The organism is Verminephrobacter aporrectodeae subsp. tuberculatae At4, from assembly GCF_000193225.1.
GTDB lineage: Bacteria > Pseudomonadota > Gammaproteobacteria > Burkholderiales > Burkholderiaceae_C > Acidovorax > Acidovorax aporrectodeae.
The window spans coordinates 1-12,899 of record NZ_AFAL01000069.1; the positions used below are offsets into that span (position 1 = coordinate 1).

21 protein-coding genes, 1 tRNA gene and 1 pseudogene are annotated in these 12,899 nt (G+C 62.7%); 4 read left to right on the forward strand and 19 right to left on the reverse strand.

Features of this window, described 5'->3' with window-relative positions; translation table 11 throughout:
• Window positions 1-58 precede the first annotated feature (58 nt).
• The 4 genes from VTU_RS25450 to VTU_RS0102930 are packed head-to-tail and all read left to right on the forward strand — an operon-like array spanning window position 59 to window position 3,254.
• Window positions 59-538, forward strand: coding sequence for an NAD(P)-dependent oxidoreductase (locus tag VTU_RS25450; protein WP_081479699.1), 480 nt, complete (start codon window positions 59-61; stop codon window positions 536-538).
• The gene (locus VTU_RS25455) at window positions 492-1,613 is read left to right on the forward strand and encodes an MFS transporter (protein ID WP_081479700.1); all 1,122 of its coding nucleotides are present in this window, start codon (window positions 492-494) and stop codon (window positions 1,611-1,613) included. The genes VTU_RS25450 and VTU_RS25455 overlap by 47 nt, the downstream gene beginning before the upstream one ends.
• 37 nt (window positions 1,614-1,650) lie before the next feature.
• Complete coding sequence (locus tag VTU_RS0102925) at window positions 1,651-2,322, forward strand: PhaM family polyhydroxyalkanoate granule multifunctional regulatory protein (protein WP_010100586.1); 672 nt, start codon at window positions 1,651-1,653, stop codon at window positions 2,320-2,322.
• Between the two features lie 20 nt (window positions 2,323-2,342).
• Window positions 2,343-3,254 (forward strand): thiamine phosphate synthase, encoded by a 912-nt coding sequence (locus VTU_RS0102930; RefSeq protein WP_010100588.1) that lies wholly within the window; start codon window positions 2,343-2,345, stop codon window positions 3,252-3,254.
• 41 nt (window positions 3,255-3,295) lie between these two features.
• On the opposite strand, the gene VTU_RS0102935 is transcribed toward VTU_RS0102930, so the two are convergent.
• From VTU_RS0102935 to VTU_RS25465, 19 genes and pseudogenes are all read right to left on the reverse strand, one after another.
• A tRNA-Met gene (locus VTU_RS0102935) sits at window positions 3,296-3,372 on the reverse strand.
• A gap of 22 nt (window positions 3,373-3,394) precedes the next feature.
• Window positions 3,395-3,786: pseudogene (gene rplQ, locus VTU_RS25460) on the reverse strand (50S ribosomal protein L17).
• A gap of 101 nt (window positions 3,787-3,887) precedes the next feature.
• Window positions 3,888-4,880 carry a DNA-directed RNA polymerase subunit alpha gene (locus VTU_RS0102945; RefSeq protein WP_010100590.1) on the reverse strand — a complete coding sequence of 331 codons (993 nt, stop codon included), beginning with the start codon at window positions 4,878-4,880 and terminating at the stop codon, window positions 3,888-3,890.
• A 114-nt stretch (window positions 4,881-4,994) separates the two neighbouring features.
• Complete coding sequence (rpsD, locus tag VTU_RS0102950; protein ID WP_010100592.1) at window positions 4,995-5,618, reverse strand: 30S ribosomal protein S4; 624 nt, start codon at window positions 5,616-5,618, stop codon at window positions 4,995-4,997.
• Between the two features lie 92 nt (window positions 5,619-5,710).
• Window positions 5,711-6,115: a 30S ribosomal protein S11 gene (gene rpsK / locus VTU_RS0102955; protein WP_005793662.1), complete on the reverse strand. Its 405-nt coding sequence runs from the start codon at window positions 6,113-6,115 to the stop codon at window positions 5,711-5,713.
• A gap of 18 nt (window positions 6,116-6,133) precedes the next feature.
• Window positions 6,134-6,499, reverse strand: coding sequence for a 30S ribosomal protein S13 (gene rpsM, locus VTU_RS0102960; protein WP_010100600.1), 366 nt, complete (start codon window positions 6,497-6,499; stop codon window positions 6,134-6,136).
• A 23-nt stretch (window positions 6,500-6,522) separates the two neighbouring features.
• On the reverse strand, window positions 6,523-6,636 hold the full coding sequence (gene rpmJ, locus VTU_RS0102965) for a 50S ribosomal protein L36 (protein ID WP_005793651.1): 114 nt from the start codon (window positions 6,634-6,636) through the stop codon (window positions 6,523-6,525).
• A gap of 105 nt (window positions 6,637-6,741) precedes the next feature.
• The gene (secY, locus tag VTU_RS0102970; protein WP_010100601.1) at window positions 6,742-8,055 is read right to left on the reverse strand and encodes a preprotein translocase subunit SecY; all 1,314 of its coding nucleotides are present in this window, start codon (window positions 8,053-8,055) and stop codon (window positions 6,742-6,744) included.
• 37 nt (window positions 8,056-8,092) lie between these two features.
• Window positions 8,093-8,524 (reverse strand): 50S ribosomal protein L15, encoded by a 432-nt coding sequence (rplO, locus tag VTU_RS0102975; protein ID WP_010100603.1) that lies wholly within the window; start codon window positions 8,522-8,524, stop codon window positions 8,093-8,095.
• A gap of 11 nt (window positions 8,525-8,535) precedes the next feature.
• Window positions 8,536-8,721: a 50S ribosomal protein L30 gene (rpmD, locus tag VTU_RS0102980; RefSeq protein WP_010100606.1), complete on the reverse strand. Its 186-nt coding sequence runs from the start codon at window positions 8,719-8,721 to the stop codon at window positions 8,536-8,538.
• A 15-nt stretch (window positions 8,722-8,736) separates the two neighbouring features.
• The gene (gene rpsE / locus VTU_RS0102985; protein WP_010100608.1) at window positions 8,737-9,255 is read right to left on the reverse strand and encodes a 30S ribosomal protein S5; all 519 of its coding nucleotides are present in this window, start codon (window positions 9,253-9,255) and stop codon (window positions 8,737-8,739) included.
• A gap of 17 nt (window positions 9,256-9,272) precedes the next feature.
• Window positions 9,273-9,641 (reverse strand): 50S ribosomal protein L18, encoded by a 369-nt coding sequence (rplR, locus tag VTU_RS0102990; protein WP_010100610.1) that lies wholly within the window; start codon window positions 9,639-9,641, stop codon window positions 9,273-9,275.
• A gap of 11 nt (window positions 9,642-9,652) precedes the next feature.
• Window positions 9,653-10,186, reverse strand: a complete 534-nt coding sequence (gene rplF / locus VTU_RS0102995) for a 50S ribosomal protein L6 (RefSeq protein ID WP_029554051.1) — start codon at window positions 10,184-10,186, stop codon at window positions 9,653-9,655.
• A gap of 25 nt (window positions 10,187-10,211) precedes the next feature.
• Window positions 10,212-10,607 (reverse strand): 30S ribosomal protein S8, encoded by a 396-nt coding sequence (gene rpsH / locus VTU_RS0103000; protein ID WP_010100614.1) that lies wholly within the window; start codon window positions 10,605-10,607, stop codon window positions 10,212-10,214.
• A 24-nt stretch (window positions 10,608-10,631) separates the two neighbouring features.
• Window positions 10,632-10,937, reverse strand: a complete 306-nt coding sequence (gene rpsN, locus VTU_RS0103005; protein WP_010100616.1) for a 30S ribosomal protein S14 — start codon at window positions 10,935-10,937, stop codon at window positions 10,632-10,634.
• An 8-nt stretch (window positions 10,938-10,945) separates the two neighbouring features.
• Window positions 10,946-11,485, reverse strand: a complete 540-nt coding sequence (rplE, locus tag VTU_RS0103010) for a 50S ribosomal protein L5 (RefSeq protein ID WP_010100618.1) — start codon at window positions 11,483-11,485, stop codon at window positions 10,946-10,948.
• Between the two features lie 15 nt (window positions 11,486-11,500).
• Window positions 11,501-11,824: a 50S ribosomal protein L24 gene (gene rplX, locus VTU_RS0103015; protein WP_010100620.1), complete on the reverse strand. Its 324-nt coding sequence runs from the start codon at window positions 11,822-11,824 to the stop codon at window positions 11,501-11,503.
• Between the two features lie 12 nt (window positions 11,825-11,836).
• Complete coding sequence (gene rplN, locus VTU_RS0103020) at window positions 11,837-12,205, reverse strand: 50S ribosomal protein L14 (RefSeq protein WP_010100621.1); 369 nt, start codon at window positions 12,203-12,205, stop codon at window positions 11,837-11,839.
• A 213-nt stretch (window positions 12,206-12,418) separates the two neighbouring features.
• Window positions 12,419-12,899, reverse strand: a 481-nt coding sequence (locus VTU_RS25465) for a glycerol-3-phosphate dehydrogenase C-terminal domain-containing protein (RefSeq protein ID WP_010100623.1), incomplete at its 5' end; no start/stop codon positions are given.

A 12,899-nucleotide genomic window follows, 5' to 3' on the forward strand; every position in this document is an offset into this window, starting at 1 on the left:
CGAGAGGCTGAACAGTCACTCGCAGAGTTGAATTTGAAGAAGACCGCGGGCGGGCGCGATCAGCGTAGCGCGCGACGCGCTATTCAGGCACGCCGATGTGATCTCACTGCATGCACCGGCAACCGCCGAGACTACCCATGTGGTGAATGCGCAGACCTTGCGCACCATGAAGCCTGACGCAATCATCGTCAACACCGCGCGTGGCCGACTCGTGGACGAAGCAGCGCTGGCCCAGGCACTCGCCGCAGGCAACATCAGCGGCGCTGCGCTGGACGTGTTCGAAACCGAAGCGCTCCCGGCAGACTCCCCACTGCGCGGTGCGCCCAATCTCATCCTCACCCCGCACGCTGCTTGGTATTCCGAGCACGCCATCATGCGGCTGCAAGAACTCGCCGCTGCCGATATCGCGCGCATCCTGACGGGACAGGGGCCGCGCTGTCCGGTACCCGGCTCACCCGGGCCCTCTTTCCTGACCTTGGCCCGTCGGCTTTTTGGCGCGTCCGATCGGCGGTCTCATCATTTCTCATTTTGGCGATAAAAAGGGCCGAAAACCTGCGCTGATCTTTACAATCGCGCTGATGGGCGTATCGACGGTTGCCATCGGTGTCCTTCCGACCCATGCGCAAATTGGCATCATGGCGCCCATCATGCTCGTCATACTGCGCTTGCTCCAAGGCTTGGGGGCCGGTGCCGAGTATGCAGGTGCCCTGGTCCTCGTCGCAGAATATGTTCCAACCAAGAAAAAGGGCTACTACACGGCATTTGTCTTGTCCGCTACAGTCGCCGGGCTGCTGCTTGCGTCGGTCATCTTTCGCCTGCTCTCGCAATTGCCAGAAGAAGATCTCTTGTCCTGGGCTTGGCGTATCCCTTTCTTGTTCTCCGCCGTGCTCGTGGTCGTCGCGTTATATATCCGCAAGCACCTGGAAGAGACTCCAGAATATGTTTTGGCAGTCGGCCAAGCCGATGTGCAAAAGCGTGCTGCCGCCATCCCGCTCGGCGAGGTGCTGCGTGAGCAACCCAAGGCCCTGCTCTGCGGCTTTCTGGCCATGGCTGGCGCGAATGCTGCTACCTACACGCTGAATACCTTCGCCTTGAGTTATATGGTGAACAACTTGGCCTTTCCCCAGTCCGACGCCCTGAACGTTCTCATCCTCGCATCCATAGCCGGCATCGTCTGCACTCCCATCATGGGGGCGATATCCGACCGCTTCGGCCATGCCAAGGTTTATGCTCTGGGCACCTTGTTCATCCTGCTTTATGCGGCGCCCATGTTCTGGTTGATGGATTCAAAGAACATTGCACTGGCGGCTCTGGCGATGACCATCGGCTACGGTCTGGGGTTCAGCACGGTGGCAGGATCACAGGGCGCTTTCTTGACGGGACTGTTCCCGACGCGCTATCGCTTTACCGGCATCGCCTTCGTGCGCGAAATGAATGGGGCAACGATAGCCGGAATGACACCTTTTATTGCAACTTGGCTTACCCAACAGGCGGGCGGACGGTCCACCTACCTCGTGGCTTATCTGATCGCTCTTTGCATCATTTCCATCCTTGCGATCCTGGCATTGCGAAACCCCTGGTGCGGCCCCCACGGCCGCAATGCATTCGGGTAAGCTGTGACCCACTCCTTCCACTTCCTGCGCAGCGGCCATGAGCGACACATCCAACTTCGATTTCGGCAAATTCGTCCCGGGTTTCGACTTTCTGCAAAGCTTGGTCAAGGGGGCGTCCAGCAGCTTCGCGCAACTGCCCAAGCTCTCGAACTGGGTGGCGCCCACGCTCAGCGTGGAAGAGCTGGACAAGCGCATCGAGGAACTCAAGGTGGTGCAGTTCTGGCTGGAGCAAAACTCCCGCGCGCTGGCCGCCACCGTCCAGGCGCTGGAGGTGCAGAAGATGACCCTGGCCACCCTGAAGGGAATGAACTTCAGCATGGGTGACGTGGCGCATGCCTTCAACAAGCCCAGGACCGCAGACAGCGTGGGCGCCACCGTGCAAGCTGCCGCCGCCGTGCAAGCGCCCGCCAAGCCCGGGGCAGCGGACGCGGACAAACCGGCCGTGGTCGATCCGATGCAATGGTGGGGCGCGCTCACCAGCCAGTTCCAGCAGATCGCCGCGAATGCCCTGAAGGACGCCACCCGGCACACGTCCGCCAGCAGCGCCGAGAACCCCACGGGTCCAGCCAGGCAGGCGCGCAAGACGGCGAGCAGCGCCCCGGCCGGCGCCAGCGCGGCCCAAAAGCCCGCCGCAGCCACCAAGAAGGTTGCGGGCAGGAAACCCGCGGCCAAACCGACTCCCCGTAGCAACGCTGCGCGCAAGCCCTGACGGGGTACGCTGGGCAACCCATGCTTGGCATCGACGCCATGGCGCAGGCGATTCTTGCGCAGCACGCCGCGGCGTTCGCGGGCTTCGCCCGGGAGCCCGCGCCCGAGCCAGCAGCGCCAGACCCCGTCTATCTGGCGGCGCTGCAGGCGTGCAGCGCGCTGGGCTTCATGGCGCACGACGCGCAATGCCTGGCGCGCGCCTGGCAGGCGCGCACGCTGCGCGTTGGCGCATTCCAGGCAACGCCGTGGCCGGACGCGCCCGAGGACTTCGGCCTGCAGGCCGTGCCGCGCGCCCGGGCTTTCGCGCCCTGCCCCGACCGCCTGGGGCTGTACGCCGTGCTGCCCGACGCCGCCTGGGTTGCGCGCATGGCGCGCGCGGGGGTGCCGGCGCTGCAACTGCGCTTCAAATCCTCCGACGCGCGGGCGATCGCGCGGGAAGTGGCGGCCGCCGTGCGCGCAGTGCAGGGGAGCCGCGCGCTCCTGTTCATCAACGACCATTGGCAGGCGGCCATCGACGCCGGCGCGTATGGCGTCCACCTCGGCCAGGAAGACCTGGACGCGCTGGACCCCGGAGCACGGCAAACCCTGCGCGCATCCGGCCTGCGCCTGGGGGTCAGCACCCATGGCTACGCCGAAATGCTGCGTGCGGACGCGCTGGGCCCGAGCTACATCGCCATGGGCGCGGTGTTCCCGACCACGCTCAAGAAAATGGCCACGGCCCCGCAGGGCCTGGGCCGGCTGGGCGCGTATGCGCGCTTGCTGCGCAACTACCCGCAGGTCGCCATCGGGGGCATCGGCGCCGCGCAGTTCCCGCAGGTGCTGGCCACGGGCGTGGGCTCCATCGCCGTCGTGCGGGCCCTCGTCAACGCCCCGAACCCCGAGGCAGCGGCGGCGCAATTGATGGCCTGCATGGCGCCGGCGTCTCCTCCATGAATAAAGCCAAACGCCCACTCGGGGTGGGCGTTTGGCTTTATTGGTTGCGCGAGAAGGATTTGAACCTCCGACCTTTGGGTTATGAGCCCAACGAGCTACCAGACTGCTCCATCGCGCGGCAAGAGGGGGATTGTACCCTATTATTCGGCGGCTTCCTCAGGGTTTTCGGGTTCTGCCGCACGATCCACGAGTTCGACCAACGCCATGGGAGCGTTGTCACCCACGCGAAAGCCCATTTTCAGAATCCGCGTGTAGCCGCCGGGGCGCGCCTTGAAGCGCGGGCCCAGGTCGCCGAACAGCTTGGTCACGCTGTTGCGGTCGCGCAGGCGGCTGAATGCCAGACGGCGGTTTGCCAGGGAGTCTTCCTTGGCCAGCGTGATCATGGGTTCGATCACGCGGCGCAACTCCTTGGCTTTGGGAAGGTGGTCTTGATGGCCTCGTGCGCGATGAGCGAGTTCATCATGTTCTGCAGCATCGCAAGGCGATGCGAGCTGGTGCGGTTGAGTTTACGCAGGCCGTGTCCGTGGCGCATGGTGCTTTCCTTTTGTTTGTGATTGATCAGGCAGCCGTATCAGGTACTGCCCGAGGCACTGTTCCCCGAAGGGGCGTAAAAACCCGATAAAAACCTGTCCCTTAGCGCTTGTCCAAACCGGCTGGCGGCCAGTTTTCAAGCTTCATGCCGAGCGTGAGACCGCGCGAGGCCAGAACTTCCTTGATTTCGTTGAGCGACTTGCGACCCAGATTGGGCGTCTTGAGCAATTCGTTCTCGGTGCGCTGGATCAGGTCCCCGATGTAGTAAATGTTCTCCGCCTTCAGGCAGTTCGCGGAACGCACGGTCAACTCGAGCTCGTCCACGGGGCGCAGCAGGATCGGATCGAACGAGGCATTCCCGCGCGATCCTGTCGGTGTGTCAAACGCCGCCAGTTCGCCACCTTCCAGCTGGGCGAATACGGCCAGTTGCTCCACCAGGATCTTGGCCGACGCGCGCACTGCGTCTTCGGCCGTGATGGCGCCATTGGTTTCGATCTCGACGACCAGCTTGTCCAGGTCCGTGCGCTGTTCGACCCGCGCGCTTTCCACCGTGTAGCTCACACGCTTGACGGGGGAGAACGAGGCGTCCAGAACGATCCGGCCAATCGACTTGGTCGATTCGTCGGCGTAGCGGCGCAGGCTGCCAGGCACGTAGCCACGGCCCTTCTCGACCTTGATCTGCATGTCCAGCTTGCCGCCTTGCGACAGGTTGGCGATCACGTGCTCCGGGTTGACGATTTCCACGTCGTGGGGAGTCTGGATGTCACCTGCGGTGACGACACCCTCGTCGTCCTTGCGCAGGCTCAGCGTGACTTCGTCGCGGCCGTGCAGCTTGAATACCACGCCTTTGAGATTCAGCAGGATGTTGACCACATCTTCCTGAACACCATCGATGGACGAATACTCGTGCAGAACACCGGCAATGGTGACTTCCGTCGCCGCATACCCCACCATGGACGAGAGCAGGACACGCCGGATGGCGTTCCCCAGCGTATGACCGTACCCGCGCTCAAAGGGCTCCAGCTCGACCTTGGCACGGTTGTGACCAAGTTGCTCGACATTGATCGCCTTGGGTTTCAGCAAATTGGTTTGCATTCAGACTTCCTCTCAATACCCCCAGCTCGTTACGCCGGTAAGGCTGGTGAAGCGCCTGAACCACGATCCTTCGCGGTTCAGGGACTGTTTACTGGAAAAATATGCACCGGGCGATCAGCGCGAATACAACTCGACGATCAGCGATTCGTTGATGTCGGCGCCAAATTCATCGCGGTCCGGCACCCTGTTGAAGACGCCTTTGACCTTCTCGGCGTCCACATTCACCCAGGCTGGCATGCCGACCTGGGCAGCCAGTTGCAGGGCTTCGACGACGCGCGCCTGCTGCCTGGACTTTTCACGCACGGACACCAGGTCGTTCGACCTCACGAGGTACGAGGCGATGTTCACGGGCTTGCCGTTCACCGTGATCGCCTTGTGCGACACCAGCTGGCGCGCCTCGGCGCGGGTGGAGCCGAAGCCCATGCGGTACACCACGTTGTCGAGGCGGGACTCGAGCAGGAACAACAGATTCGCACCGGTATTGCCCCTGCGGCTTTCGGCGGTCTCGAAGTAGCGGCGAAATTGCTTTTCGAGCACGCCGTACATGCGCTTGACCTTCTGCTTTTCACGCAGTTGCAGGCCGTAGTCGGAGGTGCGGGCACCCGAGGTGCGGCCGTGCTGACCCGGCTTGGAGTCGAATTTGGACTTGTCGGCGATCGAGCGGCGTGCGCTCTTGAGGAACAGGTCCGTGCCTTCACGGCGGGAGAGTTTGGCCTTGGGGCCAAGATAGCGTGCCACTTGAACTTCCTTTGTGTCATCTGCCGCAAACCATTGCGGGAGCCGCCTGAGGTGCTTGCGCGTTCACAGGTGGCGGTGGGCTTTGAGAGAAATCAGATACGCCGGCGCTTTTGCGGACGGCAGCCGTTGTGCGGCACCGGGGTCACGTCGGAGATCGACGTGATGCGGATGCCCAGCGCGCCCAACGCGCGCACCGACGATTCACGGCCCGGTCCGGGGCCCTTGATCTCGACGTCGAGATTCTTGATTCCCTGGTCGATGGCAGCACGCCCGGCCACTTCCGACGCCACCTGGGCAGCGAACGGGGTGGACTTGCGCGAGCCCTTGAAACCCTGGCCACCGGACGAGGCCCACGACAGGGCATTGCCCTGGCGATCGGTGATCGTGATGATGGTGTTGTTGAACGATGCGTGCACGTGGGCAATGCCGTCCGAGACGTTCTTGCGGACCTTTTTGCGCACGCGCTGCGCGGCGTTGTTGGCAGGAGACTTGGCCATGATGATCCTTGAATCTCTTTATTTCTTCAGTGCCGCCGCACCCTTGCGCGGGCCCTTGCGGGTGCGCGCATTGGTGCGCGTGCGCTGACCACGCATGGGCAGGCCGCGGCGATGGCGAAAACCCCGGTAGCAACCGATGTCCATCAGGCGCTTGATGTTCATCGTGGTTTCGCGGCGCAGGTCACCCTCAATGGTGTACAGCTCGATTTGCTCGCGAATTTTCTCCAGATCGCCGTCCGTCAGATCCTTGATCTTCTTGCTGTAAGCGATACCGGTTGCGTCGCAAATCTTGCGCGCGCGGGGGCGACCAATGCCAAAAATGGCGGTCAAGCCGATTTCCGCGTGTTTGTGCGGCGGAATGTTAATGCCAGCGATACGTGCCATATGCGTCCTCTGATACTTTCCAATCAACCTTGCCGTTGCTTGTGCCGCAGATCCGTGCAGATCACGCGCACCACACCCTTGCGGCGGATGATCTTGCAGTTGCGGCAGATTTTCTTGACCGAAGCCGAAACTCTCATTGCATTCTCCTGAAACTTTTCCATCCGTCCCGGCGAGCTTGCACGGGACACAATCAACACAAATCCTGTGCCCGCTCCGGGGCGCCAGTTCAAGCCATATCCAACTCAACCACCCGTGCGACCACCCCTGAAGTTGGCCTTCTTGAGCAGCGATTCATACTTTTGCGACATCATGTAGTTCTGCACCTGGGCCATGAAATCCATGGTCACCACCACGATGATCAGCAGCGATGTTCCCCCGAAATAAAACGGCACGTTGTATTTGAGGATCAGGAACTCCGGCAGCAGGCACACGAAGGTGATGTACACGGCGCCTGCCAGGGTCAAACGAACCAGAATCTTGTCGATGTAGCGCGCGGTCTGCTCGCCGGGGCGAATGCCCGGGATGAACGCTCCGCTCTTTTTCAGGTTGTCTGCGGTCTCGCGGCTGTTGAACACCAGTGCCGTGTAGAAGAAACAGAAGAAAATGATCGCTGCGGCATAGAACATCACGTAGATGGGTTGACCCGGCGTCAGCGCACCCGAGATGTCCTTCAACCAGCGCATGGATTCGCCGGCGCTGAACCAGTTCACGACCGTTGCCGGCAGCAGGATGATCGACGAGGCAAAGATCGGCGGAATCACGCCTGCCATGTTCAGCTTCAGCGGCAGGTGCGAGGACTCCTTGCTGCCGCCCATTTGCCGGCGCGCGTGGTTCACCAGAATCTTGCGCTGACCCCGCTCCACGAACACCACGAAGTAGGTCACCAACGCCACGACGATGACGATGAAGATGGCCGCCAGAATGCTCATGGCCCCCGTGCGCACGAGTTCCAGAAGGCCGCCGATGGAGCTCGGCAAACCGGCCGCGATCCCACCGAAGATCAGGATCGAGATTCCGTTGCCCAGGCCGCGCTCGGTAATCTGCTCGCCCAGCCACATCAGAAACATCGTTCCCGCCGTGAGGCTGACCACGGCCGTCATGCGAAAGCCAAAGCCGGGGCTCAGGACCAGGCCCGCAGAACTCTCCAGTGCGACGGCAATGCCCAACGACTGGAACACCGCCAAGCCCAGCGTGCCATACCGGGTGTACTGCGTGATCTTTCTGCGACCGGCTTCGCCTTCCTTTTTCAGCTGCTCGAATGTGGGCAGCACGTAGGTCATCAACTGCATGATGATCGACGCCGAGATGTACGGCATGATCCCCAACGCAAAAACCGTGAAGCGCGAGAGCGCACCGCCCGAGAACATGTTGAACAGGTTCAGGATGCCGCCCTGCTGGCCATTGAACAGCTGCTGGAGCTGGGCCGGGTCGATTCCGGGCACAGGGATATGCGCCCCGATGCGGTACACGACCAGCGCCAGCAACAGAAAAACCAGGCGCCGGCGCAGGTCGCCGAGCTTGCCGGTCTTTGCAATTTGAGCTGCACGGGTAACCACGGATGCCTTTCTCTTTCTGCTTCTGCTTCTGCTTCGCTCAGGCGACGCTGCCGCCCGCAGCTTCGATCGCGGCCTTGGCCCCGACCGTGGCGCCGATGCCGTTGAGCTTCACGGCCTTGCTGAGCGAACCGCTCTTGATGACCTTGACCACCTTGGCCAGATCGGCCACCAGGCCGGCCTGCTTGAGCGCCAGCAGATCGACTTCGGCGAGGCCGAGTTTCTCCAGCGCCGTGAGCGTCACTTCGGCGTTGAACCGCAGCCGCTGCGACTTGAAGCCGCGCTTGGGCAGGCGCCGTTGCAGCGGCATTTGACCGCCTTCAAAACCGACCTTGTGGTAGCCCCCGGAGCGCGACTTCTGGCCCTTGTGGCCCCGGCCCGCGGTCTTGCCCAGGCCGGAGCCTATGCCCCGGCCCACGCGGCGCCTGGCGCGCTTGGCGCCGTCTGCGGGCTTGATGCTATTGAGTTCCATGATCCGATCTCTCAGAGGATTTTGACCAGATAGCTGATCTTGTTGATCATGCCGCGCACTGCGGGCGTGTCCTGCAGTTCGCGCACGCTGTTGAGCTTGCGCAGACCCAGGCCGCGCACGGTCGCGCGGTGCGATTCCCGGGTGCCGATCGTGCTGCGCACCAGCTGGATTTTGACGGTTTGTTGCGTCGTAGTCATATATGCAGCCTCCGGTCAGGCGAAGATGTCTTCAACCGTTTTGCCCCGCTTGGCCGCGACTTGCGACGGCGTCGTCGAATTCGTCAGCGCGTCGAAGGTGGCACGGACCATGTTGTAGGGATTCGAGGAGCCATGGCTCTTGGCCACGATGTCCGTCACGCCCAGGACCTCGAAGACTGCGCGCATCGGGCCGCCGGCGATGATTCCGGTTCCCTTGGGAGCGGGGGCCATCATCACGATCGCGGCGCCGTGGTGCCCCGTCACGTTGTGGTGAATGCTGCCGTTCTTCAGCGAAACCTTGACCATGTTGCGGCGCGCTTCTTCCATCGCCTTTTGCACGGCAGCGGGCACTTCCTTGGACTTGCCCTTGCCCATGCCGACGCGGCCGTCGCCGTCGCCGACCACCGTCAACGCGGCAAAACCGAGAATGCGGCCCCCTTTGACGACCTTGGTCACGCGGTTCACCGCGATCATTTTCTCGCGCAGACCGTCGTCCCGACCTTCGTCTTGCACCTTGGGTTGAAATTTAGCCATTTTCTGTTTCGCTCCGCTTAGAACTGCAGTCCGGCTTCACGGGCCGCGTCGGCCAGGGCCTTGACGCGACCGTGGTAGGCAAAGCCTGCGCGATCAAATGCCACTTTCTCGACGCCCGCGGCCTTGGCCTTTTCAGCGATTCGCTTGCCGACGATCTGGGCCGCAGCGGCGTTGCCGCCCTTGCCCGATGCACCACCGAGCGACTTGCGCACGTCGGCTTCCGCCGTCGATGCGCTGGCGAGCACCCGGCTGCCGTCGTCGGAAATCACATTCGCGTAGATATGCAGGTTCGTGCGGTTCACGGTGAGCCGCGCAACGCCTTGCTGTGCAATGCGGATGCGGGTCTGGCGCGAACGGCGAAGACGCTGCTCTTTCTTGGTCAGCATGTTGCAGCTCCTTATTTCTTCTTCGTCTCTTTGATCGTGATCTTTTCGTCCGCATAGCGGATGCCCTTGCCCTTGTAGGGCTCGGGGGGACGAACGGCACGAATCTCGGCGGCGATCTGACCGACGCGCTGGCGGTCGGCACCCTTGACCACGATTTCCGTCGGGGTCGGCGTGGCGACCGTGATTCCGGCGGGCATTTCGACGTTCACCGGATGCGAATAACCGACGGCCAGGTTCAGGCTCGAACCCGACGCCGTGGCCTTGTAGCCCACGCCGATCAGGCTGAGCTTCTTTTCGAAACCCTTGCTGACGCCGACGACCATGTTGTTCACCAGCTGGCGGATGGTTCCGCTCATGGCGTTGGCTTCGCGCGAATCGTTGACCGGCGCAAAGCTGAGCCGGCCTTCATTGTTCGACACCTGGACCAGCGCATTTTGCGCAAGCAGCAGGGTGCCACCCGATCCCTTGACGGAGATCTGGTCGTCTTTCACGGACACATCCACGCCGGCGGGGATGGTCACGGGCATTTTTCCTATTCGGGACATTTCGGTTTCTCCTCGCTGCCGCGGGTCAGGCCACGTAGCAGAGCACTTCGCCACCGACGCCGGTGGCGCGCGCCCTGCGGTCGGTCATCACGCCCTTGGGCGTGGTGACGATGGCCACACCCAGGCCGTTCATGACCTGGGGAATGGCGTCGCACCCCTTGTAGACGCGCAGACCGGGACGGCTGACGCGCTCGATGCGTTCGATCACGGGGCGCCCCGCGTAGTACTTCAGGGCAATTTCGAGTTCCGACTTGCCGGCTTCGGTCTTCACCTGGAAGCCGTCGATATAACCCTCGTCCTTGAGCACCTGGACGATGGCAATCTTCACCTTGGACGAAGGCACCACGACCGTGGTCTTGGAGACCATCTGTGCGTTGCGGATGCGGGTCAGCAGGTCAGCGATGGGATCACTCATGCTCATGTTGAATTTCTCCTGCTCGGGGCCTTACCAGCTGGCCTTGGTGATGCCCGGGATATCGCCGGCAAAGGCCATCTCGCGGATCTTGGCGCGGGCCAGACCGAATTGACGGAAGGTGCCGCGCGGCCGCCCGGTGATTGCACAGCGGCTGCGCTGGCGCGTGGGATTCGCGTTGCGCGGGAGCTTCTGCAGGCCCAGGCGGGCGGCTTCACGCTCTTGCGCGCTGCGCTTGGCGTCGCCGGCGGTGGCCTTCAGCTGCGCATACTTGGCTGCGTACTTGGCAACCAATTTTTCGCGCTTGAGTTCGCGCTGGATCAAAGCTACTTTGGCCATGGATCGCCTCAATTCTTGAACGGGAAACGGAAGCCTGCGAGGAGCGCCTTGGCCTCCTCGTCGGTCTTGGCCGTCGTGGTGATGCTGATATTGAGACCGCGCAACGCGTCCACCTTGTCGTACTCGATTTCAGGAAAGATGATCTGTTCCTTGACGCCGACGTTGTAGTTGCCGCGGCCGTCGAACGCGCGGCCGGAGACCCCGCGGAAGTCCCGCACCCGCGGCAGGGCCACGGTCACGAAACGGTCCAGGAACTCGTACATCCGCACGCCACGCAGCGTGACCATGCAGCCTATGGCCTGCCCTTCGCGGATCTTGAAACCGGCGATGGCCTTCTTGGCCTTGGTCACCACGGGCTTCTGGCCGGCGATGCGGGCCAGGTCGGCGACGGCGCTGTCCATCACCTTCTTGTCCGAGACGGCCTCGCCCACGCCCATGTTCAGCGTGATCTTGCTCAGACGGGGGACCTGCATCGGTGAGGTGTAGCCAAACTGCTTCGCCAGTTCGGGAGCGATCTTGTCGCGGTAGATTGTCTGGAGTCGTACCATGTTTGCCTCTTGCGCTTACCTGGCGGTCTTGATTTCAGCGCCGCTGGACTTGTACACGCGAACCCGCTTGCCGTCGTCCAGCTGCTTGATTCCCACGCGATCGGCCTTGCCGGTGGCGGCGTTGAAGATGGCCACGTTGGACTGGTGGATCGGCATGGTCTTTTCAATGATGCCGCCCGTCGTCCCCTTCATGGGGTTCGGCTTGACGTGCTTCTTGACCCGGTTGATGCCGTCGATGACGAGGTGCGTGTCGTCCTTGCGCAACGCCACGGTGCCGCGCCGGCCCTTGTCGCGGCCGGTCAGCACGATGACTTCGTCGCCCTTGCGAATCTTGTTCATGGTGCGTCCTTTTCAGAGAACTTCGGGAGCCAGCGACACGATCTTCATGAACCGCTCGGTCCGCAGTTCACGCGTCACGGGGCCGAAGATGCGGGTGCCGATGGGCTCCAGCTTGGCGTTGAGCAACACGGCGGCGTTGCCGTCGAATTTGATGAGCGATCCGTCGCCCCGGCGAATGCCCTTGGCCGTGCGCACGACGACCGCGCTGTAGATCTCACCTTTTTTGACGCGGCCACGCGGAGCGGCTTCCTTGATGCTCACCTTGATGATGTCGCCAATGCTTGCATAGCGACGCTTGGAGCCGCCGAGCACCTTGATGCACAGGACGGACTTGGCGCCGGTATTGTCGGCAACCTCTAGCCGGGATTCTGTCTGGATCATTGTTCAATATTCCCAACTTGCACCAGGAGGCAGGCGCCCCAGGAAAGTGCATCCTGGGTGGCCCATCAGCCGGGTCAGTCTTGGGCCCGTCGTCCGCACTGCAAACCATTTGCAGCGCTTCCCTCTGGGCAAGAAAGCAGAAATCTTCGGGCGCTCTTCCAAGCGCGAAGCCCGCAATTCTCGCCGCGTTCATTTCGGAAGTCAAGCGCCTCGTCAGGTCGGCACGCGCAGGTACTGCTGCGCGAGCGCCAAAAAGTCCCCTGGGCGGGGGTCGGTGTCCAATTCCGCGCGCAGAAGCTGCGCCACGGCGGGCACCAGATCGATGGCCTTGCGGGCGTCCAGGAACAACAGCCGGGAGCGGCGCGCGAGCATGTCTTCCACCGTGCAGGCGTACTCGTGGCGCGCGGCAAAGCGGACCATGGCCGCGCTCAGACCGCCGCCCAGGTCGGTGCGCGCGCCGGGAAGGCTTTGCACATGGGGGGCATCGCTGCCGTAGGAATGCAGGCCCGGCGCGTCGCTGATGCGCTGCTGGCCGGGCTCTGCGCCTCCCCGGGGCGCACCCACCAGGCGCAGCTGCGCGGTCATGCCCGCCGGTTTTTCTGGCAGCAGACCGTGCGCGAAGCATTTTTGCAACACGTCTTCGGCCATCACGCGGTAGGTGGTCCATTTCCCGCCCGTCACCGTCACCAGGCCG